This is a genomic window from Streptomyces lydicus, from assembly GCF_004125265.1.
GTDB classification, from domain to species: domain Bacteria; phylum Actinomycetota; class Actinomycetes; order Streptomycetales; family Streptomycetaceae; genus Streptomyces; species Streptomyces lydicus_C.
Window position 1 is genome coordinate 7361450 of sequence record NZ_RDTE01000003.1, and the last position, 24565, is coordinate 7386014.

24 protein-coding genes and 1 tRNA gene are annotated in these 24565 nt (G+C 70.5%); 17 read left to right on the forward strand and 8 right to left on the reverse strand.

From position 1 onward, the window contains the following. Positions 1-130: 130 nt before the first annotated feature. Positions 131-1528: a flavin monoamine oxidase family protein gene (locus D9V36_RS34895; protein ID WP_129297277.1), complete on the forward strand. Its 1398-nt coding sequence runs from the start codon at positions 131-133 to the stop codon at positions 1526-1528. Positions 1529-1558: 30 nt separating this feature from the next. Here D9V36_RS34895 and D9V36_RS34900 read toward each other — a convergent pair whose 3' ends face one another. Continuing rightward, complete coding sequence (locus D9V36_RS34900; protein WP_129297278.1) at positions 1559-2134, reverse strand: hypothetical protein; 576 nt, start codon at positions 2132-2134, stop codon at positions 1559-1561. A gap of 153 nt (positions 2135-2287) precedes the next feature. On the opposite strand from D9V36_RS34900, the gene D9V36_RS34905 reads away from it, so the two are divergent. Further along, positions 2288-2812 carry an ATP-binding protein gene (locus tag D9V36_RS34905; protein ID WP_129297279.1) on the forward strand — a complete coding sequence of 175 codons (525 nt, stop codon included), beginning with the start codon at positions 2288-2290 and terminating at the stop codon, positions 2810-2812. 325 nt (positions 2813-3137) lie between these two features. Here D9V36_RS34905 and D9V36_RS34910 read toward each other — a convergent pair whose 3' ends face one another. Both D9V36_RS34910 and D9V36_RS34915 read right to left on the reverse strand, forming a co-directional pair. Further along, positions 3138-3731 carry a hypothetical protein gene (locus D9V36_RS34910; protein ID WP_129297280.1) on the reverse strand — a complete coding sequence of 198 codons (594 nt, stop codon included), beginning with the start codon at positions 3729-3731 and terminating at the stop codon, positions 3138-3140. A gap of 143 nt (positions 3732-3874) precedes the next feature. Next, a complete protein-coding gene (locus D9V36_RS34915; protein ID WP_129297281.1) occupies positions 3875-4852 on the reverse strand; it encodes an LPXTG cell wall anchor domain-containing protein in 978 nt (325 codons plus the stop codon). Between the two features lie 272 nt (positions 4853-5124). Here D9V36_RS34915 and D9V36_RS34920 point away from each other — a divergent pair, with 272 nt between their 5' ends. Beyond that, positions 5125-6078: a phosphotransferase family protein gene (locus D9V36_RS34920; protein WP_129297282.1), complete on the forward strand. Its 954-nt coding sequence runs from the start codon at positions 5125-5127 to the stop codon at positions 6076-6078. Positions 6079-6611: 533 nt separating this feature from the next. Here the strand turns inward: D9V36_RS34920 and D9V36_RS34925 are convergent. Beyond that, positions 6612-7634 (reverse strand): NAD-dependent epimerase/dehydratase family protein, encoded by a 1023-nt coding sequence (locus D9V36_RS34925; protein WP_129297283.1) that lies wholly within the window; start codon positions 7632-7634, stop codon positions 6612-6614. Positions 7635-7896: 262 nt separating this feature from the next. Here D9V36_RS34925 and argC point away from each other — a divergent pair, with 262 nt between their 5' ends. The 6 genes from argC to D9V36_RS34955 all read left to right on the forward strand — a co-directional run bounded on the left by argC (position 7897) and on the right by D9V36_RS34955 (position 14329). Beyond that, positions 7897-8925 carry an N-acetyl-gamma-glutamyl-phosphate reductase gene (gene argC, locus D9V36_RS34930; RefSeq protein ID WP_129297284.1) on the forward strand — a complete coding sequence of 343 codons (1029 nt, stop codon included), beginning with the start codon at positions 7897-7899 and terminating at the stop codon, positions 8923-8925. A 67-nt stretch (positions 8926-8992) separates the two neighbouring features. Beyond that, the gene (gene argJ, locus D9V36_RS34935; protein ID WP_129297285.1) at positions 8993-10144 is read left to right on the forward strand and encodes a bifunctional glutamate N-acetyltransferase/amino-acid acetyltransferase ArgJ; all 1152 of its coding nucleotides are present in this window, start codon (positions 8993-8995) and stop codon (positions 10142-10144) included. Between the two features lie 64 nt (positions 10145-10208). Then, positions 10209-11126 carry an acetylglutamate kinase gene (argB, locus tag D9V36_RS34940; RefSeq protein ID WP_129297286.1) on the forward strand — a complete coding sequence of 306 codons (918 nt, stop codon included), beginning with the start codon at positions 10209-10211 and terminating at the stop codon, positions 11124-11126. Continuing rightward, positions 11123-12358 carry an acetylornithine transaminase gene (locus D9V36_RS34945; protein ID WP_129297287.1) on the forward strand — a complete coding sequence of 412 codons (1236 nt, stop codon included), beginning with the start codon at positions 11123-11125 and terminating at the stop codon, positions 12356-12358. Before argB ends, D9V36_RS34945 begins: the two co-directional genes overlap by 4 nt. A gap of 8 nt (positions 12359-12366) precedes the next feature. Next, positions 12367-12939: an arginine repressor gene (locus D9V36_RS34950; protein ID WP_129297288.1), complete on the forward strand. Its 573-nt coding sequence runs from the start codon at positions 12367-12369 to the stop codon at positions 12937-12939. 268 nt (positions 12940-13207) lie between these two features. Continuing rightward, on the forward strand, positions 13208-14329 hold the full coding sequence (locus tag D9V36_RS34955) for a mechanosensitive ion channel family protein (RefSeq protein ID WP_129297289.1): 1122 nt from the start codon (positions 13208-13210) through the stop codon (positions 14327-14329). A 129-nt stretch (positions 14330-14458) separates the two neighbouring features. Here D9V36_RS34955 and D9V36_RS34960 read toward each other — a convergent pair whose 3' ends face one another. Further along, positions 14459-14650 (reverse strand): hypothetical protein, encoded by a 192-nt coding sequence (locus D9V36_RS34960; RefSeq protein ID WP_129297290.1) that lies wholly within the window; start codon positions 14648-14650, stop codon positions 14459-14461. Beyond that, positions 14647-15063, reverse strand: a complete 417-nt coding sequence (locus tag D9V36_RS34965; protein ID WP_129297291.1) for an ATP-binding protein — start codon at positions 15061-15063, stop codon at positions 14647-14649. The genes D9V36_RS34960 and D9V36_RS34965 overlap by 4 nt, the downstream gene beginning before the upstream one ends. 237 nt (positions 15064-15300) lie before the next feature. On the opposite strand from D9V36_RS34965, the gene D9V36_RS34970 reads away from it, so the two are divergent. From D9V36_RS34970 to D9V36_RS34980, 3 genes are all read left to right on the forward strand, one after another. Further along, positions 15301-16563, forward strand: a complete 1263-nt coding sequence (locus tag D9V36_RS34970; protein WP_129297292.1) for a helix-turn-helix transcriptional regulator — start codon at positions 15301-15303, stop codon at positions 16561-16563. Next, the gene (locus tag D9V36_RS34975) at positions 16563-17090 is read left to right on the forward strand and encodes a GNAT family N-acetyltransferase (RefSeq protein ID WP_129297293.1); all 528 of its coding nucleotides are present in this window, start codon (positions 16563-16565) and stop codon (positions 17088-17090) included. The genes D9V36_RS34970 and D9V36_RS34975 overlap by 1 nt, the downstream gene beginning before the upstream one ends. 74 nt (positions 17091-17164) lie before the next feature. Then, entirely contained in the window at positions 17165-17647 is a 483-nt protein-coding gene (locus tag D9V36_RS34980; protein WP_129297294.1) for an SAM-dependent methyltransferase, read from the forward strand. Between the two features lie 18 nt (positions 17648-17665). Here D9V36_RS34980 and D9V36_RS34985 read toward each other — a convergent pair whose 3' ends face one another. Together D9V36_RS34985 and D9V36_RS34990 are read right to left on the reverse strand one after the other, a co-directional pair. Continuing rightward, a complete protein-coding gene (locus D9V36_RS34985) occupies positions 17666-18460 on the reverse strand; it encodes a DUF1963 domain-containing protein (RefSeq protein WP_129297295.1) in 795 nt (264 codons plus the stop codon). A gap of 205 nt (positions 18461-18665) precedes the next feature. Further along, positions 18666-18739, reverse strand: a tRNA-Pro gene (locus D9V36_RS34990). Positions 18740-18881: 142 nt separating this feature from the next. Between D9V36_RS34990 and D9V36_RS34995 the strand changes: the two genes are divergently transcribed. From D9V36_RS34995 to D9V36_RS35015, 5 genes are all read left to right on the forward strand, one after another. After that, complete coding sequence (locus D9V36_RS34995) at positions 18882-19259, forward strand: DUF488 domain-containing protein (RefSeq protein ID WP_164993090.1); 378 nt, start codon at positions 18882-18884, stop codon at positions 19257-19259. Between the two features lie 117 nt (positions 19260-19376). Continuing rightward, positions 19377-20570 carry an argininosuccinate synthase gene (locus D9V36_RS35000; protein ID WP_129297297.1) on the forward strand — a complete coding sequence of 398 codons (1194 nt, stop codon included), beginning with the start codon at positions 19377-19379 and terminating at the stop codon, positions 20568-20570. A 116-nt stretch (positions 20571-20686) separates the two neighbouring features. Beyond that, entirely contained in the window at positions 20687-22129 is a 1443-nt protein-coding gene (gene argH / locus D9V36_RS35005) for an argininosuccinate lyase (protein WP_129297298.1), read from the forward strand. Between the two features lie 132 nt (positions 22130-22261). After that, a complete protein-coding gene (locus D9V36_RS35010; protein WP_129297299.1) occupies positions 22262-22813 on the forward strand; it encodes a TetR/AcrR family transcriptional regulator in 552 nt (183 codons plus the stop codon). Then, on the forward strand, positions 22810-24354 hold the full coding sequence (locus tag D9V36_RS35015; RefSeq protein WP_129297300.1) for an MFS transporter: 1545 nt from the start codon (positions 22810-22812) through the stop codon (positions 24352-24354). Before D9V36_RS35010 ends, D9V36_RS35015 begins: the two co-directional genes overlap by 4 nt. Positions 24355-24565: the final 211 nt, after the last annotated feature.

A 24565-nucleotide genomic window follows, 5' to 3' on the forward strand; every position in this document is an offset into this window, starting at 1 on the left:
CCCCGGCTTCTTCCGGCCGGGTGGGCTCCTGGCGTCCGGGGCCGTGGCGCCGGCGCACCCTTCGCGCCCGATGGGTCACCCACCGGGCGGAGCACGGCCCGGTGGGCCAGGCTGAGCCTGGAGGTGGGTCGTGGAACAGGTGCGGGCAGACGTGTGCGTGGTGGGCGCCGGGTTCGCCGGACTCGCCGCCGCGAGACGGCTGGTCCAGGCCGGCCAAGAGGTGGTGGTGGCCGAGGCGAGGGACCGGGTGGGCGGCCGGGTGTGGAACCGTGAACTTCCCGACGGGACCGTGGTGTCGGCCGGCGGGACCTGGCTGGGCAAGGGGCAGAACCGGATGTTCCAGCTCTGCCGGGAACTGGGACTCGAGGTGTACCCCCAGTACGAGCAGGGCGATCACCTCCTGCGCCTCGATGGAGTCAACCACCGGTACCACGGCGCCCTCCCCTCCACCGGCCCCAAGACACTCCTCGCCCTCGGCCTGGCCCTGGCGCGTCTGCAACTGATGACGCGGCGCCTCCCGGCGGATGCCCCGTGGTCCGCCCGGGGCGCCCGGGCATGGGACGCCCGCACCCTCGGGCAGTGGCTCTCCGACCCGCGCAATGTGCCCTCGGCCACCGCCCGCACCCTGCTCGGATCGACCATGAACCTGCTGTTCTGCGCCGACCCGGCGGAGGTATCGCTGCTGGGCGCCCTCACCCTGGCCCGGGGCGGCGGCGGTTTCGGCTACTACACCGACACCAGAAAAACCGAATCCCACCTCGTGGACGGCGGTGCCCCCGAAGTGGCGGGGCGGATGGCCGCGCAGCTGGGACCAAGGGTGCACCTGTCCAGCCCCGTTCAGCGGATCGCCCACGACGCCACCGGCGTCGAGGTGGTTTCCCCCTCGCTCACCGTGCGGGCGCAGCGGGTGATCGTGGCGGCGCCCCCGGTGCTGGCGGGGCGGATCACCTTCGATCCGCCGCTTCCCGCGCGCCACAGCCATCTGCTGCAGCGCGTGGTGCCGGGGGCGGTCATCCGGGTGCACATGGTCCACCCACAGCCGTTCTGGCGCGAGCAGCACCTGTCGGGACAGACCCTCGCGCCCCGGTCGCCCGTCCCGATCACCATCGACCAGACGCCACGGTCGGGACGGCCGGGAGTGCTCAGCAGTTACGCGTTCGGCCCCGGAGCCCTGCGCCTGGGGCGCTTGGACCCGGCCCGGCGGCGGGAGATCTGGCTGGACGCGCTGACCGAGCGGTTCGGTCCAAAGGCACGTCACCCCGCCCAGTACCTGGAGACCGACTGGTCCTCCCAACAGTGGTCACTGGGCGGGATGATCGGCTACTTCCCGCCGGGCACCCTGACCAACTACGGCAGCGCGCTGCGCGAGCCGGTCGGCCGGATCCACTGGGCCAGTACCGAGTCGGCCACGCTGATGCACGGCCTGATGGAGGGAGCGGTGCGCTCCGGCGAGCGGGCAGCCCAGGAAGTCCTGATCGCACTGTCCCGCGCCCGGCACGCCGCCGGCCTGTCCGGCGGTCCTCCCTGACCTGCCTGCTCACCCCTCTGCGTGCCGACGTCAAAGGAACCGCCCGGCGAACGGAAGCACGATCATCATCACCAGCCCGGCGGCTGCCGCGAACGCCGCACCCACGGACAGTCTGCTCAGCAGCCACAGCAGCGCACCCCAGGGCTGCGGATTCGAGCCCAGCCGTGTGCCCTCCCCGAAGGAGACCCGCAGAGGCATCAGGCACAGGAAGAGCAACAGCGCCGCCGCGCCGCTCACGATGCCGAAGACGACCGCGAGATCCATCGCGGCGGCCGAGGAACGGGGCTGGGTGTAACCGCCGTCGGACCGGCGCTGCAGCCGTATGGCGTCGTCGTCGATGAGCGCGACCTCGTAGGCGTGTGCCGACGTATCGGTGAAGGTGCCGTTCAGGGCGACGAAGGTACCGGTGCAATCGCGCATGCGGTACTTTCCGCTGACGGTGACGTGGCAGTGGGGCGCGGTGAGGGTGCCCGGAGTGCCGGCCAGGGCCGCGTGGTAGCTGAACGGGCTCCAGGCCAAGGAGACCAGCCATGCGGCAAGGGTGATCACACCTGTGGCGAGGAGCAGGCCGAACAGGGTCAGTGACAGGCTGGCCTTGACATCCATTCCTGCGTTATATCCGCTGACCGCCGAGTGCCGCGGCGGTCGCGTTGCGGATCTTTACACGACACTAACGCGCGCTTCCGTGAGGCGGCGCGGAAGGGGCCGGTCCGGCGGCCCGACGCCCCTCCCACGGCCGCACAGCGCTAGCGTGGGCCCATGATCGTATGGCTCAACGGCACCCACGGCGCGGGCAAGACGACGACCAGTGGACTCGTACAGCAGCTGATCCCGGATTCACGGGTGTTCGACGCCGAGAAGGTCGGCGAGACACTCATGGACATCACGCCGGGGCTGCCCCGGACGGACAACTTCCAGCACTGGCCGCCGTGGCGGCCGCTCGTGGTCGAGACCGCCCGCCGCGTACTCGACTACACCGGCGGCACTCTGGTAATGCCCATGACTGTCCTGGTCGAGCAGTACTGGCGCGAGATCAGCGCGGGCCTCGCCCACCATGCCATTCCGGTACGGCACTTCGTCCTCCACGCCGACCAGGACACCCTCCGCGGGCGCATCGCGGGCGACACCGTTCTCGGCCCCAACTCCCCGTTCCGTCTCCAATACCTCGAGCCCTACGCCGAGGCGGCCCGCACATGGCTGCACGCCGAGGCCGAGGTCGTCGACACCACGCACCTCACGCCCGCCCAGGCCGCCCAGCAGATCGCGGAGGCCGTCAAGAGCTGAGCTCCGCCCGCTGCGCGCAGAACGAAGAATCGCCGCAGGGTGGCGGGGCCATCCGGGCCGCCCGGGCCGCTCGGGCCACGCCGCCCCGGCCGCCCGAGCCGAGGCCCCCATCTCCGGTCAAGCGGTACGGGCGGCCGCCGTCACCGCCGTGGGGACACCCGCCCGCCGACGAGCACCGCGCAGGCCCCGCACGTCAGCAGCCGGTAAGCCTCACCGCATCTCCCTCGCACCCCCTGTGACCGGGAGTATTCGTTGGCAGGTCTTGGGGGGCCGGGGAGGGCTGCCGCCGTCGGGCCGCGACGGCGGCAGCGCTCCCCGCGGGGTTTCAGCCCTTGCGGGGGGAGAAAGCGCCGTCCTCGTGGACCTGGGCCGTGCAGTCCGTGTCACGGTAGCGGTCGGTGAAGGCGCCGGTGATGCCGGTGAAGGCGTCGTACGCGTGGTCCATGGGCAGGTCCTTGCTCACCCTGAACCGCAGCTGCGCGTGGACGGACTCGCGGGGCTTCAGCGTCGTCGGGCCGGGGATGGTGCCGCCGGCCTTGCCGTCGGCCTGGCGCAGCGTCTTCCAGGCGTGCTGCGAGGTGTCCCAGTACTGCAGATCGCCGTACGGGCTCAGGTCGCGCTCGCCCTCGTTGTAGACGTAGCTGCCCAGCTCCGCGCTGAGTTCGAACGACTTCAGCTCCTTCGTCGAGGCGTTGGTGAGCGTGGCGGTGTAGGTCGCCCACTGAGGGCCGAGAGCGATCGAATTGGGTATGCCGAACGAGCGGCCCACTAAGGTGTTGTGCTGCTCCCCGGTGTCGAGGTCGGAGCACTTCGGGAGTTTCGCGGCAGGGGCCGCCTGGGCGGCGGGCGCAGCGGCCATCGCCAAGGGGAGCAGGGCGACCGTCGCGGCCGAGACCGACAGGGCGCGGCGCAGTTTCATGAAGATCTCTTTCCTGGTTCGTCGGACCCTTGGAGCCTGGGATTCCCATGTCGTTGGGTTTCCCGTGTCGTTGGGTTTCCGTGTCGCTGGGTTCCCAGGCCGTGGATCCGTGGGTTGACAGTTTCTTGGGGAAAGGGCTGGGCTTACGCGGTGACGTCCGTGGCGCCCGGACCGGCCATGCTCTTCCGGCGGCGCACGCCGATGACCGCACCCGCGCCGGCCACCATCGCGGCTCCGCCGGCGAGAGCGATCGACGGGAGCGCGGACGAGGCGCCGGTCGCGGCGAGCTCGCCGCCGCCCTGCGGGCTGAGGCCACCGGTGGAACCGGAACCACCCGTACCGCCCCCGGACGCGGCGCTCTGGCCGGGCCCGGCCGTGCCACCCGGCTGACCCGGCTTGTCGGTCGGGGGCTGCGTCGGCTTCGCGCCCGCGCGCAGGATGGTGAAGTCGTACCAGGCTTCCTTGGCCGAACCACAGGAACCGTCGTGGTTGCGGTAGTCGCCGGCGGCGAGCGCGTACCCGGCGCCGGGCTTGGCGTTCTTGACCGCGTGGGTGCGCAGTTGGAGCGTGATGCTGCTGTGCGGACCGATGGCGAAGAAGCCGAACAGGTTCTGGGGCAGGGCGTCGTGGAAGGTCTTCCACTTCCCCGTCTTGGCGTCGCGGTACTCGGTCTCCAGCTCCCAGTACGGCCGGTCGACATCTTGGGCGGAGGACACGAGCAGGGAGGGCTGGACCTCCTCCAGGGGTTTGCCGGTGGTGTTGGTGAGCGTCATGGTGAAGGGGGTCCAGGCGCCGCCCGCAGCCAGCTGGCGCGGCAGCCCGTGGACGGCCGCCTGCAACTGGTCGGACTCGAACGCGCAGGACTGACCCGCACCGTCGGAGTCACCGGTGTCCTTGCCTCCACCGGTGGCACCACCCGTGCCGGTGGTCCCCTTGTGCGTCCCTTCGGCGGTCCCGGCGGCTTTCGTCGGCTTCGCCGGGGCCTGACGGGTGGCCCCGTCGCGGTCCGGGGAAGCCGGGCCGCCGTCAGCGGCGAATGCGGCGGCGGGCGCGGTCAATACGGCAACGGGCGCTAATACGGCAGCCGCTGCGGCGGCCGTCAGAGCGCGGCGAATCTTCATTCAGCAGACCTATCGTATCCCAAGTGCCGCCTGGACGGCACAGGTTGACGTTCGTGATGCTCGGGCCGTGCATGACTCTGGTGTGCGTGAGTGCGCATGCAGATGCACACATGCGCACCCTTGCGCCCCATATAAGAGGACTCGCGCTGCGAAGGGGTTCCACACTCAAGTCACTGAAGTGGCGCATATGGTGGGAGGTGTCCTGGATTTTCATCAGGGTCCGTCTTTGAAGATCATTGAGGTAGGCGGCTGGAAGGAACGGGGCCGGCACGGTGACCCATCGCGATGAGGCGGCGGCTGTCCGGCCGTTGACGCTGGCCTGGGTGAGCCGGCACCTGGAGGCCGGTGAACGGATCGTCGGAATGGAAGCGCTGCACGGCGGCATCACCGCCGAGATGCGGAGGCTGACCGTCGGCACGCGGGACGGAGGCACCCGTGACCTGGTGCTGCGCACCTTCGTCAACAGGGAGCACGCCGAGGACTGGCTGTACCGGGAGGCCGGCGCGCTGACCCTGCTCACAGGGACCGACGTGCCGGCTCCTGGACTGGTCGCGGTTGATCCGGCCGCCGCGCATTGCGAGTATCCGTCGCTCCTCATGACGCATCTGGCGGGCCGGGCCGTCCTCGGCGACGAGGGATTGGAGGCGCGCGTCCCTGCGCTGGCCCGTCAGCTCGTGGCGATCCACGCGTTGCGACCCGCCGAGCGGCCCCGGAGGTATGTGGCGCGGACGACCGCCGAGACCGTCGTCGTTCCGAAGGGCGCCGACGCCGCGGCATGGGCCGCGGCCGTCGACGTGATCCGGCGGCCGGCGCCGCCCTGTGAGGGGCGATTCCTGCACCGGGACTTCCATCCCGGCAACGTGCTGTTCGACGTGCCGTCCGCAAGGCCGGCAGAGGCCCGGATCACCGGCGTCGTCGACTGGGCGGCGGCCTCCTGGGGCCCGGCGGATCTCGACGTGGCGCACTGCGCTGCCAATCTCGCGCTGCTGCACGGCCCGGAGTGGGGTCTGCGGTTCCCCGAGGCGTATGAGGAGGCCGGCGGGGTGTTGGCCGCGGCCGCGAGCGAGCGGCTGTACTGGCTGGTACGGGACGGGCTGGCGCTCTCGGAAGAAGTGCGGTGGGTGTCGCAGCCATGGCGGGAGGCGGGGCGGGCGGAGCTGACGACGCGAGCCGTGGAGGAGCGGCTGGATGCGTATGTCACCGCCCTGATGGACACCCTCGGCTGAGCCGGGACCAGGATCCGCTAGCCGGCGTGCTCGTCCGACGGCTGAAAGTCTCGGTCGCAGCTGTGACCGAGACTTTTAGTTGGCGGATCTTGGTCCGAGCCATGCAGGTCAGACGAGCTTGGAGAATTTTTGTTGGCGGATCTTGAGAGAGATAGTTGGCGGATCATGACCGTGGATGCTCACTGTGCGTGAGGGTGGTGGGCAGCCCTGAAGCCCGATCGAACTGCGACTGAGCGGCCGATTTCGGCTCTTCAGCGCTTGAGTCGGCCCCGCTGTGCGTTGGTGTTGGCACGCAGGGTAGCGGCTGGTGCGGGGCAATTTTCACTTGGCCAACCGGCGGCAGTGAACTCGGCATCCAGCCGGTGAACCAGGCGAATTCCAGGGCTGTCAGGGTGGCACCCTTGTCGGTCCACCTCCAGGTCCCTGCTCCTGCGGCGCGACGTCTGGCCAAGGCATAGGGGCTCCGGAGCATTTCCGCCGCGCCGGGTCCTGCTGCACCGTTTCCGGGTCACGGGGCCGGGGCGCAGTGGGGCTCAGGCTTGCGACCTGTGTTTGTCCCACGCGGTGAGGACCGCGTCGTGCTTGTCCTTGTCCAGGCCGACGGGAATCTTCCCCTGAAGGTACTTAGGCCGCGGATACTCGCCCTCGCTGAGCGCTCGCCAGGTGTCCGCGACGGTTTCGGCGACCGGGCGGCAGCGCAGGCCTGTGGCCAGGGCCTTGGCCGAGGAAGCGGTCCAGGTGCCGACCACCTCGGGAAGGTCAGGGGCCCACAGTGGTACTTCGGTCCACGGGGCCACGCCATGATCCTGAAGGAACTGCTCGTCTGTCCAAACGAGTTCGGTCTCGGCGCCGGTGGCGTCGACACAGGCGCCCAGCAGTTCACCCATGGTGGTGTTCTCGCGGACGCCGGTGGTCAGGTATCGGCCGGTGCCGCCCTCGGAGAGCCGGTCGAGCATGAAGTTGGCGATGTCACGGGCGTCGATCAGCTGCATCGCGCGGTCCGGGGACCCCGGAGCGAGGACACGGCCGCCACGCGCGACGGTCTCCAGCCACCACGGGAGGCGCCCAATGCTCTCTCCGGGACCGACGATGATGCCGGGGTTGACGATCAGGGCGCGCTCGGGGAAGCCCTCCTCGACCGCCCGCTCGCATCCGGCCTTGAGTGCGTTGTAGGGCACATCGTCCGGCAAGGCGTCCGGAGCGCAGGGGTGGCGAGGGAAGGACTCGTCCACCCCCTTGGCCGGCCAGTCCGCGTAGGCATGGAATGACGAGACGAAGGCGTATATTTCCGCGTGCCCGGCCAGCGCCCGGACCGAACGCTGCACGATCTGGGGCTCGAACCCGCAGGTGTCGATCACACAGTCCCAGGTCCGCCCGTCCGCCAGCGCATGCAGGGCGGCTTCGTTGCCCCGGTCGCCCTGGACCCCCTCCGCGCCGGAAGGCGTCGGGCCCGCCTGTCCGCGATGGAACAACGTCACCTCGTGACCACGTCGCAGCGCCTCGTCGACGAGCGCACGGCCCAGGAAGACGGTTCCACCGATGAGAAGGATCTTCATGACCACAAGATTTTCATCATGCAACGGACTTGCCAAGATCCCCATGCATCGGCGTTGAGCAGGCTCCGTGTCGACCGACCCGATCAAAACGTCATCCATCTCGAAGGTCGCGGTGGGCCAACGCCAACGCTCAGCGAACCAACTCAAGCGCTGAAGGGCCAACTCGGCTGCTCAGTCTCAACAGCGGCGCCCACGCTCCCGGCAACCCATTGCATAAAACTGCCGCTATCCGTATAGTCATGCCATCGAGGAGGAGAGGTCCATGACGGTACGAGCAGCAGTGGCCGGTGCGAGCGGGTATGCGGGTGGTGAAGTGCTGCGCCTGCTTCTGGGGCACCCGGAGGTGGAGATCGGGGCGCTGACCGGGCACTCCAATGCCGGGCAGCGCCTGGGCGGACTGCAGCCGCACCTTGCCCCGCTGGCAGACCGGGAGCTCCAGCCGACCTCCGCCGAGGTGCTGGCCGGGCACGACGTCGTCTTTCTCGCGCTGCCGCACGGCCAGTCCGCCGCGGTCGCCGAGGAGCTGGGGCCGGATGTGCTGGTCGTGGACTGCGGCGCCGACTTCCGGCTCAGCGATTCCGCCGACTGGGAGGCCTTCTACGGCTCGGCCCACGCGGGCACCTGGCCGTACGGCCTCCCGGAGCTGCCCGGGGGCCGCGCCGCGCTCCAGGGGACCCGGCGCATCGCGGTCCCGGGCTGCTACCCCACCGCCGTCTCGCTCGCCCTGTTCCCCGCCTACGCGGACCGGCTCGCCGAGCCCGAGGCCGTGATCGTCGCGGCCACCGGCACCTCCGGCGCCGGCAAGGCCCTCAAGCCGCATCTGCTGGGCTCCGAGGTCATGGGCTCGATGAGCCCGTACGGCGTCGGCGGCGGGCACCGGCACACCCCCGAGATGATCCAGAACCTGAGCGCGGTGGCCGGCGAGCGGATCAGCGTCTCCTTCACCCCGACCCTGGCCCCCATGTCGCGCGGCATCCTCGCCACCTGCTCGGCGAAGGCGAAGCCCGGCGTGGACGCCGCCGCGGTACGGGCCGCGTACGAGAAGGCGCTGGCCGACGAACCGTTCCTGCGGCTGCTGCCCGAGGGCCAGTGGCCGTCGACCGCCGCCGTGTACGGATCCAACACCGCCCAGGTCCAGGTGACGCTCGACGCGGCCGCCGGCCGGATCATCGCGATCAGCGCCCTCGACAACCTCACCAAGGGCACCGCGGGCGGCGCGGTGCAGAGCATGAACATCGCCCTCGGCCTCCCCGAGGAGACCGGGCTTTCGAAGGTCGGGGTGGCTCCGTGACACACACGGACCCGGGGCAGCACAGCGTGACCGGCGGGGCCGGCGAAGCGACGGAGGAGAAGAAGCAGTGAGCGTCACGGCAGCACAAGGGTTCACGGCGGCGGGCATCGCCGCCGGGATCAAGGAGAACGGCAACCCGGACGTCGCCCTCGTGGTGAACAACGGGCCGCGACTGGCCGCCGCCGGTGTCTTCACCTCCAACCGCGTCAAGGCCGCTCCGGTCGTCTGGTCCGAGCAGGTCCTCAAGGGCGGCACGGTCTCCGCCGTCGTCCTCAACTCCGGCGGCGCCAACGCCTGTACGGGCCCGCTCGGCTTCCAGGACACCCACGCCACCGCGGAGAAGGCCGCCGAGGTGCTGGGGCACAACGCCGGTGAGGTGGCGATCGCCTCCACCGGGCTGATCGGCCTGCGGCTCCCGATGGACAAGCTGCTGCCCGGAGTCGAGCGCGCCGCGGCGGAGCTGACCGGGCACGGCGGCGAGAAGGCCGCCATCGCCATCAAGACCACCGACAGCGTGCACAAGACCGCCCAGGTGAGCCAGGACAACTGGACCGTCGGCGGGATGGCCAAGGGCGCCGGCATGCTCGCCCCTGGCCTGGCCACCATGCTCGTCGTGCTGACCACCGACGCCGATCTGCCGGCCGCCGCCCTCGATACGGCGCTGCGCGACGCGACCCGCACCACCTTCGACCGGGTCGACTCCGACGGCTGTATGTCGACCAACGACACGGTGCTGCTGCTCGCCTCGGGCGCCTCCGGCGTCGTACCGGACACCGCCGCGTTCGCCGAGGCGGTGCGCACGGTCTGCGACGACCTGGCCCGGCAGCTGATCGGGGACGCCGAGGGCGCCAGCAAGGACATCCGGATCGAGGTCGTGGGCGCGGCCGGCGAGGACGACGCGGTCGAGGTCGGCCGCTCCATCGCCCGCAACAACCTCCTCAAGTGCGCCATCCACGGCGAGGACCCCAACTGGGGCCGGGTGCTCTCCGCGATCGGCACCACCTCCGCCGTCTTCGAGCCCGACCAGCTCAACGTCGCCATCAACGACGTCTGGGTCTGCAAGAACGGCTCGGTGGGCGAGGATCGCGACCTGGTCGACATGCGCTACCGGGAGGTACGCATCACCGCCGACCTCGCGGCCGGCACCGAGTCCGCGGTCATCTGGGCCAACGACCTGACCGCCGACTACGTCCACGAGAACAGCGCGTACTCCTCATGAGCGAGCGCATCCATCACCGGTGCGTGCCGGGCTCCCGGCACGCACCCAGAAGCGAGGCCGCAGCATGAGCACCCGCAAACACACCGCGCTCCCCAAGGCCCGCACCCTCATCGAGGCGCTGCCCTGGCTGACCCGGCACCACGGCAAGACCGTCGTCATCAAATTCGGCGGCAATGCCATGATCGACGAGGAGCTCAAGCGCGCCTTCGCCCAGGACGTGGTCTTCCTGCGGCACGCCGGACTGCGCCCCGTCGTCGTGCACGGCGGCGGCCCGCAGATCAGCGCCCAGCTGGACCTGCTCGGTCTGGAGTCGGAGTTCAAGGGAGGCCTGCGGGTCACCACGCCCGAGGCGATGAACGTCGTCCGGATGGTGCTGGCCGGCCAGGTGCAGCGCGAGCTGGTGGGGCTGCTCAACGAGCACGGCCCGCTCGCCGTCGGCATGACCGGCGAGGACGCCCATCTGATGACCGCGACCAAGCACTTGGCCGACATCGGCGGCGAGCGGGTGGACATCGGCCGGGTCGGCGAGATCACCGGCATCGACCCCGGGGCCGTCCACGCCCTCCTGGACGACGGCCGGATCCCGGTCATCTCCTCGATCGCCCGCAGCAGCGACGAGGACGATGCCAGCGGTGTCTTCAACGTCAACGCCGACACCGCCGCGGCCGCGCTGGCCGCGGCCCTCGGCGCCGAGACGCTGATGGTGCTCACCGATGTCGAGGGGCTGTACGAGGACTGGCCGCAGAGCGACGAGGTGATCTCCCGCCTCACCGCCACCGAACTGGAGAAGCTGCTGCCCGACCTGGCCAGCGGCATGGTCCCCAAGATGCGGGGCTGCCTGCACGCCGTCCGCAACGGCGTCCACACCGCCCGGGTCATCGACGGGCGGGTCCAGCACTCGATTCTGCTGGAGATCTTCACCGACGAAGGGATCGGCACGATGGTCGTGCCGGACGCGAACACGATCGAGGGGACGGCATGAGCGAGGCGGCACACGGCCACGGTCCGGTGACCAACGCGGACCTCACCGGCCGCTGGCAGGGCGCCATGATGGACAACTTCGGCACCCCCCGTATCCCGCTCGTCCGGGGCGAGGGCGCCACAGTGTGGGACGCCGACGGCAAGGAGTACCTGGACTTCCTCGGCGGCATCGCGGTCAACGCCCTCGGCCACGCCCACCCCGCGGTGGTCCGCGCCGTCTCCGACCAGGTCGCCACCCTCGGCCATGTCTCGAACTTCTTCGTCACCGAGCCCACCGTGGCCCTCGCCGAGCGCCTGCTCGCGCTGGCCGGACGTCCCGGCCGGGTCTACTTCTCCAACTCCGGCGCCGAGGCCAACGAGGCCGCCTTCAAGATCGGCCGGCTGACCGGGCGCACCCACATGGTCTCCACGGCCGGCGGCTTCCACGGCCGCACCATGGGCGCCCTCGCCCTCACCGGCCAGCCCGCCAAGCAGGCGCCGTTCGCGCCGCTGCCCGGCGACGTCGACTACGTCCCGTACGGGGACGCCGACGCGCTCCGGGCCGCCGTCACCACCGACACCGCCTTCGTCATCCTGGAGCCCGTGCAGGGCGAGAACGGCGTCATCGTCCCGCCGCCCGGCTACCTCCGGGCCGCCCGCGAGATCACCGCCGCCACCGGCACCCTGCTGGTCCTGGACGAGATCCAGACCGGCATCGGCCGGACCGGACACTGGCTGGAGTCCCGGGCACAGGGCATCGAGGCCGACATCGTCACCCTCGCCAAGGGCCTGGGCGGCGGTCTGCCGATCGGTGCCACGCTGGCCTTCGGCCCGGCCGCCGACCTGCTCACGCCCGGATCGCACGGCTCGACCTTCAGCGGCAACCCGGTCGTCTGCGCCGGTGCCCTCGCCGTCCTGGACACCATCGAGGCCGACGGCGTCCTGGAGAACGTCCGGCGGGTCGGCGAGCGGCTGAGGAAGGGAACCGAGGCCCTGGGCCACCCGTTGGTCGCTCAGGTCCGCGGTGCGGGCCTCCTCCTGGGTATCGTCTTGACGGAGCCGCTCGCGCCACAGGTGCAGCAGGCGGCTCAGGACGCGGGCCTGCTGGTGAACGCGGTCGCGCCGGACGTCATCCGGCTCGCCCCGCCGCTGATCGTCTCCGAAGACGAGGCGGAAGTGTTCCTCCACAAGCTTCCCGGCGTCCTGAACACGGCCCGCCAAGGGGCCGACGGGGAACGACGAGCCGGAGACTGACGACAACGATGAGCGAGCCGCAGGACAACGAGGCGCAGGACAACGGGGCGCAGGACAACGAGGCGCAGAACGGCGGCCAGGCCGTACCGCAGACCCGCACCGCCCGCCACCGCCGGATCGTGGACATCCTCAACCGGCTGCCGGTCCGCTCCCAGAGCCAGCTCGCGAAGCTGCTCGCCGACGACGGTCTGTCCGTCACCCAGGCGACGCTCTCGCGCGATCTGGACGAGCTGGGCGCGGTGAAGATCCGCAACACCGGGGGCGAGCTGATCTACGCGGTGCCCAGCGAGGGCGGCGACCGCAAGCCGCGGGCGCCGCTGGGGGAGTCGGCCAAGGAGGAGCGGATGCGCCGCCTCTCCGGCGAACTCCTCATCTCCGCCGAGGCCTCCGCCAACCTCGTGGTCCTGCGCACCCCGCCGGGCGCCGCCCAGTTCCTGGCCTCGGCCATCGACCAGGCCGAACTCCACGACATCCTCGGCACCATCGCGGGCGACGACACCCTGATGCTCATCAGCCGCGACCCGGCGGGCGGCCAGGCCCTCGCCGACCATCTGCTGCGCCTGGCGCAAAAGGCGCACTGACACCGCCCGGTTCGCTCCCCGCGCCCCTCGTCACCCAGGGGAGCGCACCGCCCCGCCCCCGGCGGCGGCCGTGCGCACCGTGCACCATTCCACCCGAGCCACCCGCTGCCTGCCGAACCCCATACGGCAGGATGGCAGTTCGCGCCGGGACGTCCGCGGATGTCCCGGCGCCTTCGCAGCCCTAGAGACGAGCAGGTGGCATGGTGACGAGACATCACATCCGGCTGATAGCGAGGCCGCTCCTTCCGGGCGCAGGGGGAGCCCGCCGGTGAACCGCGCTGTGACACTGCACGATCTGATCCTGGCCGGAGCCGCGCTGGCGGCCGGCATCGTGGCAGCCGTGCTGCTGCGGGTCGTCCTGCGGTGGCTGGGCAAACACGCCCTCAAAACCCGGTGGAGCGGAGACGACATCCTCGTTGACGCGCTGCGGGCGGTGGTGCCCTGGGCGGCGGTCACCGGCGGCCTGGCGGCGGCGGCCGCCGCACTCCCGCTGACGGAGGCGGTCGGACGTACCGTCAACCGGACGCTGACGGTGCTGCTCATCCTGGTCGTCACGCTCACCGCGGCCCGGGTGATCACCAGGGGGGTGCGGTCCTTCGCGCAGTCCCGGTCCGGGGTGGCCGGATCGGCGACCATCTTCGCGAACATCACCCGCATCATCGTCCTGGCGATGGGTTTCCTCGTCGTCCTGCAGACCCTGGGCATCTCCATCGCCCCGCTGCTCACCGCCCTGGGCGTGGGCGGCCTCGCCGTCGCCCTGGCCCTCCAGGACACCCTCGCCAACCTCTTCGCGGGCGTGCACATCCTCGCCTCCAAGACGGTGCAGCCCGGCGACTACATCCGGCTCAGCAGCGGTGAGGAGGGCTATGTCGTCGACGTCAACTGGCGGAACACCGTGGTGCGCCAGCTCTCCAACAACCTGGTGATCATCCCCAACACCCAGCTGGCCGGCACCAACATGACCAACTTCACCCGGCCGGAACAGAAGCTGACGATCCTGGTGCAGGTGGGCGTCGGTTACGACAGCGACCTCGAGCATGTCGAGCGGGTCACCACCGAGGTCGTCGAGAGCGTGATGAAGGACATCGACGGCGGCGACCCCGACCACGAACCGGCCGTCCGCTTCCACACCTTCGGCGACTCGCGGATCAGCTTCACGGTGATCCTGGGCGTCGGCGAGTTCAGCGACCAGTACCGGATCAAGCACGAGTTCATCAAGCGCCTGCACCAGCGCTACCGGGCCGAGGGCATCCGCATCCCCTCCCCGGCCCGGACCGTGGCCCTCCAGAAGCCGGACGAGATCGCGATACCGCATCAGCGGGACCTTTCGGACCAGCGCGATCTCTCGGACCGCCGCGACATGTCGGGCCCGGTCCCGCCGGTGCCGTAGCCCCTGGCCGTGAACCCGGCCGCGGACCTGGCCGCGAGCCCGGCCGTGAACCCGGCCGCCCCGCGCGGGCCTTCCCCCGCCGCCGGTGCGGCCGGGTCCGCACCGCACTGCACCTCACCTCACCCGGGCTCAGCCGTCACGCCGCTCTTCCCGCGGAACGATCACCGTCAGCCGCCCGGGGACGTCGCAGAGCCAGTGGCCCGGACCGTTCTCCGGCCGCAACACATAGACGCCGTCGCGCACATCGCTGACGACGCCGGCCCGGCCGGTGCCCTCGTCGCGCACCAGATCGCCCACCCACGGTTTGTCCGCACCGTTCACCGGCTGTCCTTCCTGTGCAATTCGCCCCAGACCCGTTTGCCCCAGGGGAGCGGGTTGATACCCCAGGCGGCCGTCAGCCCGGCCACCAGCACCAGGCCCCGCCCGCTGTCGCCCTCGTCCCCCGGAGGGCGGTGCCGCGGCGGAGCCTTCGACTTGTCCACCACCCCGATCCGCACCGTTGCCGGACCGGGCCGGCTGACCACCAGCCGGATCACCTCGCTCCGTGCGTGCCGCACGGCATTGGTCACCAACTCGGAGACCACCAAGGCCCCGTCGTCGGCCAGTTCCTCCATGTCCCAGGCCGTCAGCGCACAGCGCACCAGCCGGCGGGCGACAGCCACGCTCTCGGGTCTGCGCAACAGCGTTTCGCTGTATCCAGGATGTCCGGTGGGACGGGATGCGGTCATGGTCATCGGGACCTCGTCGGTGGTGGGCGGTGAGGTACGGCCCGCTGCCCCGACGCCGGGGGTGAAAGCGGGCTTCCCTCCTTAGGGGCCGCCGCACCGCCTTGGCCGACGACTCCCTGTACGCATCCAACGACGGGCTGTCATATGCCGTACGGAAATTCTGCTGCCACGTGCCGTACGGCGGACCGGAAATTTCGCCGCCGTCCGGGACGGCGGCGCGCGCGATCTGGATACCGTGCAGGGGTGAAGGCAAATGAGAGCCTTGCCGGTGCCCTCGGCGAAGCGGGCCTCACCCAGACCGAGTTAGCCGACGCGGTGAACGACTACCTGCGGTCGCTCGGCCGGGCGGGCACCGTCAGCGACCGCACCGTGCGCCACTGGCTGACCGGAAAGACACGATGGCCGCACCCTCGGCAGCGGGAAGCCTTGGAGGCAGTATTCGGATGTACCGCCGAGGAGTTGGGCTTTGCTTCTCCGGCGGGTAGATGTGGCCCTCACAGGACGGAGGATCCCGTGCGTCGCAGGAACTTCCTCACCGCCGCCGCCGGAACGACGGCCGCCGCCGTACCCTTGGTCGCCGCCCGGCCGTACGCGGTCGGCACCTCCGAGGTCATCCGCCTCCGCAGCGGCCTGGACGCCCTTACCGCCCTGGACGCCTCCAAAGGCGGGCACGGGGAACTGGAACGGGCTGCCGTGGCGGGCGCCGCCGAAGCGCTGGAGCTGCAGAAGCGGGCGGCATCCCAGCGCATCCGGCAGCGGCTCTTCAGCGTGGCCGCGAACTACACCGCGCAGGCAGCTTGGTCAGCCGTGGACGCGCGTCAGAGCGACCGTGCGCAGGCTCATCTCAATCGGGCGCTGTATTTGGCGGGCATGGGAAATGACCCTGTGGCGGAACTGCGGGTGTGGAACTCGCATGCCATGCTCGCGGTCCATCGTGGGGAGTATTCGCAGGTCGTGGATGCGGGCCGGGCTGCGCAGGCGACAGCCGTCACGCGCCGCGACCCGCTGTTTGCCTCCCTGGCCCACGCGCGCACGGCGATCGGGCACTCAAGCGTCGGGGACCGGCGGGGTGCCCTGCGGTCCCTGGGGTGCGCGGAAGAGGCGCTGGCGAACGCGTCCATGGACGAGCCCCGGCCGTCCTGGGTGGCCTTCTACGGCCCGGCCGAGTTGATGGCCATCACATCCATTGTCCGGGATCACCTCGGGGACGCCACAGTGGCCGAGGCGGCGTCACACCGTGCCTTGGCGGCCATCCCACAGCAGTTCCGCCGGAACCGCGCTCTGGCCACGCTCCGGCTCGCCCTCGCGCAGCTCCACCAACGGGACGAGGAGCAGGCGTGCGCCACGGCGGAGCAGGTGTTCGTACTGATGGGCGGCGATCCCCTGCCGGGCCGGATGCGTTGCTACCTAGGGGATTTCTACCGCGATTTGACCACCCTCGCGCCGGACTCAGGCATCGCGCGCGAGTGGAAGGACCGCTACCGATCGGAATGGAGCAACACCTGATGACATCCGCTTTGGAACTGCGCCACTACGGCCACGGCGACCTGCCGGAAATCCGGCAGACGCTGCTCGACGTGCACGCCGATGTGCACGCCAACGAGATTTCGGACGACGAGTTCCGACAGAAGTTCCCCTGGTTCGTCGACCACTGGGGCGGACACCCCGAGTTCTCCTGCGTGATCGCGTACGACGGTGAAGAGGTGGTGGGCTTCGCCTACGGAGCCCCCGGCGCCGAGGGCCGTGAATGGTGGCGTGAGTACCTGGACGCGGCGCCGGAGAAGAGCCGCACCTTCCACTTCTCGGAACTGATGGTGCGCGAGCGGTGGCGGAAGACGGGCACGTCCGAGCGGCTGCACCGGGCATTGATGAACGCCAAGGAAGCGGACCTCGCGGCGCTGCTGGTGGACGTGACACACCCCAAGGTCCAGGTCCTGTACGAATCTTGGGGGTACCGAAAGGTGGGCGAGCGCCAGCCCTTCCCCGACTCCCCGGTGTTCGCGGTGATGCTGGTGGACCTGCCGCTCTCGTGACCGGGGGCGGCCGTGCAGAGCCGCCCGCCCGCCTGATTCCGTACTTCCGGCCCCTCCCCGAGGAGTTCCGCCCCATGACAGAAGCGTTCACGGTCGTGCCCGTCGCCCACGTGGTGGGCGGACGTGCCGAGCCCACGGATGACTACTGGGGCGGCACCCGCTCCGTCATCCGTATCGACCCGGACCAGTTCACCGAGGAGTCGGTCGTCGGTCTGGAGGCCTTCTCCCACCTTGAGGTCGTCTTCCGCTTCCACCTGACCGACCCCACGGATCTGCCGCCCGAATCCCGGCACCCCCGTGGCAACCCCGACTGGCCGGCCGGCGGCTCCTTCGCCCACCGCAACATGCGCCGGGTGAACTGGCTGGGCGTCTCGCGGTGCCGCCTGGTCAAGGTGGACGGTCTGGATCTGCACGTCGAAGCGCTGGATGCTGTGGACGGCACACCGGTGCTGGACATCAAGCCGTGGTTCAGCGTGATGGGACCGCAGGGCGACGTGCGCGAGCCTGCCTGGCCCTCGGAGATGCTGGCTGACTACTACACGGATCCTCGTGAGTAGAGGGGCGTGGGGAAGGGCTCAGCAGCAGCGCACGGTCGCCTCGGCTCTGCTGAAGTCTCCCGCCGCGAAGGCCTTCGCCGGGATCGTGAAGTACAGCGACCCGGCGTCGCCCCAGCCCCATCCGAGCTGTGTGTCCCCGGCGAGCTGGAGCAGGTGGACGGCCGGACCGTCGGCGTCGCGAGGGGTCACCTCGGAGGCATAGGAGGTGTCGGGCCAGCCGAAGGCGCGATGGCCGTTGGCGGTGTTCCCGTCGATGTCTTCCCACCCGAGGAGGAAGAGTGACGGCGCTCCCCAGTGTTCGTCCGGGTCGAAGTCGATGTCGTCGTCCGCCAGGTCCCAGCTGTCCGGGAGCATGGTCACCCCGGCTGCGTGGACGGGTACGGCCGGATAGCTCCTGGCCGGTGCGGGTGTCGCTGTCTCGACCGCCCGTGCCGGATCCGCGGTCAGCACGAGGCCGTCTTCGGGCGACAGGCCCAGACGCTGGTACTCCTCGAACGGCACGTCCGGATCGAACGAGAAGAAGTTGAGCAGGCCCGGCCGGGTGGGCAGTTCGTCCCCGAGCCAGGGGGCGAGGGCGTCGGTGTCGAGTACGGCGTGCAGGGACAGCGGGCAGCCGCCGAGTTCGGGCCAGGGAGTCCCGGATTCGAGCAGAGCGGGGCCGCCGAGACGGCAGCGGCCGGTGGCCTGGGCGCCGTCCGTCGAAGGGACGAGCCGGAAGCCGCGCCGGGCCATGGCCGCGAACTGCCCGCCGGACTTCTCACCGAGGCGATCGGTGCATACCCGGTGCAGGGTGGCGGCGTCGTCGAATTCCATTGTTGGATCTTCTCAACGTCCGCTTCGGGCGAGGAGCGGGGTTGCCGCAGTGCGGTGAGCAGCCGCTTGAGCTGTGGATACGGAAGCCGGCTCGCACGCGGTCTGCGGCATCGCGAGCCGACGGTCCCTGAGAACGATCGAGGGCCTTGCTCCCGCCGAAGCGGGAGCAAGGCCCTGACCTGGGCTGAAAGCCCGTACTGCACCGTCGGGACGACAGGATTTGAACCTGCGACCCCTTGACCCCCAGTCAAGTGCGCTACCAAGCTGCGCCACGTCCCGGTGCCCGTGCCGACCGGAGGAACCCCGGTCGGGGCGTGCAGAAGAAAAATACCCTGTCCGGGGCCATGAATCCAAAGCGGGACCCGCGGGCGGCGCTTCCCGGCCTCCCGGCGGGGCTCCGGTGGTCATGTTTCGATGGGGTATGGGTGAAAAATTCCCCGCGAGCGCCCTCCGGGTGCGCCGGGTCTACGAGGCGCCGGAGCCGGCGGACGGGGCGCGGGTGCTGGTCGACCGGCTGTGGCCGCGCGGGTTGTCCAAGGCGGACGCGCAGCTCAGTGAGTGGTGCAAGGACGTGGCGCCCTCGTCGGAGCTGCGCCGCTGGTTCCACCACGAGGGACCGCGGTTCGCGGAGTTCGCCGAGCGGTACCGCGAGGAGCTGGCGCGGGAGGCGGCGCGGCCGGCGCTGGAGGGGCTGCGGGAGCGGGCCGCGCGGGGGCCGCTGACGCTGCTGACGGCCACCAAGGATGTGTCGGTGAGCCATGTGAACGTCTTGATCGAGGTGCTGCGAGAGGGGGACTGACGGCCCCACCGCGTCGGCGGCCCGCCCGCTGACCTGCGTGTTCATCTTCCCGTTGACGAAACATACGGTGGAGTGCATACTTATACCCATCAGCGTATGCACCGTAAGGAGAAACCCGTGACCGAGCGCGTCGTACTCGCCTACTCGGGCGGCCTGGACACCTCTGTCTGTATCGGCTGGATCGCCGAGGAGACGGGCGCCGAGGTCATCGCCGTTGCCGTGGACGTCGGCCAGGGCGGCGAGGACCTGGACGTCATCCGCAAGCGTGCGCTCGACTGCGGTGCGGTCGAGGCCGAGGTCGCGGACGCCAAGGACGAGTTCGCCGACGAGTACTGCCTCCCGGCGATCAAGGCCAACGCCCTGTACATGGACCGCTACCCGCTGGTCTCCGCGCTCTCGCGGCCGACCATCGTCAAGCACCTGGTGGCCGCCGCCAGGAAGCACGGCGCCACCACCGTCGCCCACGGCTGCACCGGCAAGGGCAACGACCAGGTCCGCTTCGAGGCCGGTATCTCCTCCCTCGCCCCCGACCTGAAGTGCATCGCCCCGGTCCGCGACTACGCGATGACCCGGGACAAGGCGATCGCGTTCTGCGAGGAGAAGAACCTCCCGATCGCGACCACCAAGAAGTCGCCGTACTCCATCGACCAGAACGTCTTCGGGCGGGCCGTGGAGACCGGCTTCCTGGAGGACATCTGGAACGCGCCGATCGAGGACGTGTACGAGTACACCGAGAACCCGGCCGTCCAGCGGGAGGCCGACGAGGTCGTCATCACCTTCAAGGAGGGTGTCCCGGTCGCGATCGACGGCAAGCCGGTCACCGTCCTGCAGGCCATCCAGCAGCTCAACGAGCGCGCCGGCGGCCAGGGCATCGGCCGGATCGACATGGTCGAGGACCGGCTGGTCGGCATCAAGTCCCGCGAGGTGTACGAGGCGCCCGGCGCCATCGCGCTGATCACCGCGCACCAGGAGCTGGAGAACGTCACCGTCGAGCGTGAGCTGGCCCGCTACAAGCGGCAGGTCGAGCAGCGCTGGGGCGAGCTGGTCTACGACGGCCTGTGGTTCTCGCCGCTCAAGCGCGCCCTGGAAGGCTTCATCAACGAGGCCAATCAGCAGGTCAGCGGCGACATCCGGATGACCCTGCACGGCGGCCGCGCGGTGGTCACCGGCCGGAAGTCCGACCAGTCGCTCTACGACTTCAACCTCGCGACGTACGACACCGGCGACACCTTCGACCAGTCGCTCTCGAAGGGCTTCATCGAGCTCTTCGGCATGTCGAGCAAGATCGCGGCCAAGCGCGACCTGGCCTGAGCCCGTCTCGTTATCTCCGTACGACGGCCCGCGTCCCCGCCCCCGCGGCGGGGTACCCCCTGGTCCCCGGGACCCAGGGGGAGGTCGCGTATCCGCAGCAGCCTTGAGGAGCAGCAGTGAGCAGCAACAGCGGTGACGTCCGGCTCTGGGGCGGCCGTTTCGCCGACGGTCCGGCCGAGGCGCTGGCCCAGCTGTCGGCGTCCGTCCACTTCGACTGGCGGCTGGCCCCCTACGACATCGCCGGTTCCCGTGCGCACGCCCGGGTGCTCCACAAGGCCGGGCTGCTCACCGAGGACGAGCTGACCCGCATGCTCGCCGGCCTCGACAAGCTCGCCACTGACGTCGCCGACGGCTCGTTCACCGGCACCATCGCCGACGAGGACGTGCACACCGCTCTGGAGCGCGGGCTGCTGGAGCGGCTCGGCCCGGACCTCGGCGGCAAGCTGCGGGCCGGCCGGTCGCGCAACGACCAGGTCGCCACGCTCTTCCGGATGTATCTGCGCGACCACGCCCGGATCATCGGCGGGCTGATCGCGGACCTCCAGGAGGCGCTGGTCTCCCTCGCCGAGACCCACCCGGACGTCGCGATGCCGGGCCGCACCCACCTCCAGCACGCCCAGCCGGTGCTCTTCGCCCACCATGTGCTGGCACATGTGCAGTCGCTGTCCCGGGACGCGGAGCGGCTGCGGCAGTGGGACGACCGCACCGCCGTCTCCCCGTACGGCTCGGGCGCGCTGGCCGGCTCCTCGCTCGGCCTCGACCCGGAGGCGGTCGCGGCCGACCTCGGCTTCGAGCACGGCTCGGCCGGCAACTCCATCGACGGCACGGCCTCCCGTGACTTCGTCGCGGAGTTCGCCTTCATCACGGCGATGATCGGGGTGAACCTCTCCCGGATCGCGGAGGAGATCATCCTCTGGAACACGAAGGAATTCTCCTTCGTCACGCTCCACGACGCCTTCTCGACCGGCTCGTCGATCATGCCGCAGAAGAAGAACCCGGACATCGCGGAACTGGCGCGGGGCAAGTCGGGGCGTCTCATCGGCAACCTGACCGGTCTGCTGGCGACGCTCAAGGCGCTGCCGCTCGCCTACAACCGTGACCTCCAGGAGGACAAGGAGCCGGTCTTCGACTCCTGTGACCAACTGGAGGTGCTGCTCCCGGCGTTCACCGGCATGATGGCCACGCTGACCGTCAACCGTGAGCGGATGGAGGAGCTGGCCCCGGCCGGGTTCTCGCTGGCCACCGACATCGCGGAGTGGCTGGTCAAGCAGGGTGTGCCGTTCCGGGTGGCGCACGAGGTCGCCGGTGAGTGCGTCAAGGAGTGCGAGGCGCACGGCATCGAGCTGGACCAGCTCACCGACGAGCAGTTCGCCAAGATCTCCCCGCATCTGACCCCCGAGGTCCGCGGCGTCCTCAACGTCCCCGGCGCGCTCGCCTCGCGCAGCGGCCGGGGCGGCACCGCGCCCTCCGCGGTGGCGGTCCAGCTCGCCGAGGTGCGGGCCGATCTGGTGCGGCAGCAGGAGTGGGCGGCGGCCAAGAAGGCGACCAAGCTGACCTAGGGGGAGAACCCCCTGGTCGCAGGAGTCTGTGACGGCGGCCCGTCCCCGGGAGAGACCGGGGGCGGGCCGCCGTTGTGCGTGCGGTGAGGTTCATGTGAGACATCGACGTCTCATTGGGTTATTGTATGTCTCATGGCTGTGGACCGTGAACGGGTACTCAAGGAAGCCGCCGCGTTGCTCACGCGCCGGGCATCGACGCCGATGGACGAGATCGCCCGTGCCGCGGGCATCAGCCGCGCGACGCTGCACCGGCACTTCGCGGGCCGGGACGCGCTGATCAGGGCGCTGGAGGAGCACGGCATCGCGCAGTTCGTGCAGGCGATCGACGCGGCGCGGCTGGAGGAGGGAGAGGCGGTCGAGGCGCTGCGCCGGCTGATCGCCGAGGCCGAACCGGTCGCCGCCGTGCTGGCCTTCCTCTTCACCGAGAACCAGCTCTTCGAGGACGGCGAGATCAACGCCGGCTGGGCGGAGCTGGACGCCCGAATCGCCGCCCTCTTCCGCCGCGGCCAGGAAGAGGGCGACTTCCGCATCGATCTGAGCGCCGCCTGGCTCACCGAGGCCTTCTACGGCCTGATCGGCGCCGGGGCCTGGGCTGTCCACGAAGGACGGGTCGCCCGCAATGACCTCAACCACTCGATCGCCGAGCTGCTGCTCGGCGGCATCCGACGGAGCATGGAGAAATGACCGAGACCATAGCGTCAGAACCGGCCGGCTCGGCTCATGTGGACGACCAGCCCCGGCCGGGACGCTGGCTCGCGCTCGCCGTCCTCGTCCTCGCCGTCCTGCTGGTCGGCGTCGACGCCACGGTCCTCGGCCTCGCCACCCCCTTCCTCAGCGAAGATCTCCGGCCGTCCGGGACGCAGCTGCTGTGGATCGGTGACATCTACTCGTTCGTCATCGCCGGCCTGCTGGTCTCCATGGGCAGCCTCGGCGACCGCATCGGCCGGAAGAAGCTGCTGCTGATCGGCTCCGTCGGCTTCGGCGCCATGTCGGTGCTCGCCGCGTACGCCACCAGCCCGGAGATGATGATCGCCGCCCGTGCGCTGCAGGGCGTGGCCGGAGCCACGCTGATGCCGGCCACCCTGGCACTCATCCGCAACCTCTTCCACGACCCCAGGGAACGCAGTCTGGCCATCGGCATCTGGGGCGCGATGGCCTCGGCCGGTATGGCGGTGGGGCCGGTCCTCGGCGGCTTTCTGCTGGGGCACTTCTGGTGGGGTTCGGTCTTCCTGATCAACCTGCCGGTGATGGCGCTGCTGGTGGCCGTCGGCGCCCGGGTCATCCCGGAGTCACGCAACCCTGACCCCGGTCCCTGGGACATCCCCAGCGTGCTGCTGGCCCTGGTGGGCATCGTCGCGGTGGTCTACGCCATCAAGGAAGCGGCGGTGGAGGGCTACCGCTGGGACATCGCACTGGCCGCCGTCCTCGGCGTGCTCGCCCTGCTCGTGTTCGTCCGGCGGCAGCTCACCCTCGCCTCGCCGCTGCTGAACATGAAGCTCTTTCACCACCGCGGTTTCTCCGGGGCGGTGCTGGCCGATCTGCTGACCATCCTCGGGCTGTCCGGCCTGGTCTTCTTCCTCTCCCAGTTCCTCCAGATGGTGCAGCTGCGCTCGCCGCTCAACGCCGGGCTCACCGAACTCCCGGCCGCGATCGGCGCGGTGGGTGCCGGTCTGGCCGCCGGCTGGGTCGCCCGCCGGCTGTCGGTGAGGATCGTGGTGGCCGGCGGCCTCGCCGTGGTGGGGCTCTCGCTCGTCGGCTGCACCACCCTGCACGGCGACACCGGCACCGCCGCACTGTGCCTGATCCTCTTCGTCGTCGGCATCGGCGCCGGATTCTCCTTCACCGTCACCGCCGATGTGATCCTCTCCAGCGTCCCCAAGGAGGAGGCGGGGGCCGCCTCCGCGGTCTCCGAGACGGCGTACGAGCTGGGCGCCGCGCTCGGCATCGCGCTGCTGGGGTCCATCGTGACCGCCAACTACCGGGGCTTCGACGCCCCGCCCGGGGTCCCGGCCCCGGCCACGGACGCCGCCCGTGAATCGCTCGGCGGCGCCTTCGAGGCGGCCCGCCACCTCCCCGCCGACCAGGCCGCGGCGCTGGTCAAGGCCGCACAGCACTCCTTCGTCGCGGGGGTGGACGCCGCGGCCGCGGTGGGTGCGGCGGTCCTGCTGTCCGCCGCGGTGGCCGCCTGGTTCCTGCTCCGCGGCCAGGAGCTGGCCAACAGCTAGGGGAACGTTTCCCGCACTCCGTGGGCGCCCGCGAGACCGGGGGACACCCCCGGGCCGATCCGCCGTCCGGCGGGCACCCAGCGCGCCTCAGGGCGTGTCCTGTGGATCACGGTGCCGTACACCGGCCATGATCCACGGGACACGCCCTGGGGGCGACTGTCCCTCGCCTGTTCACGCCCGGTACGTGCGCTGGTGACCGGCCGTCCGGCGC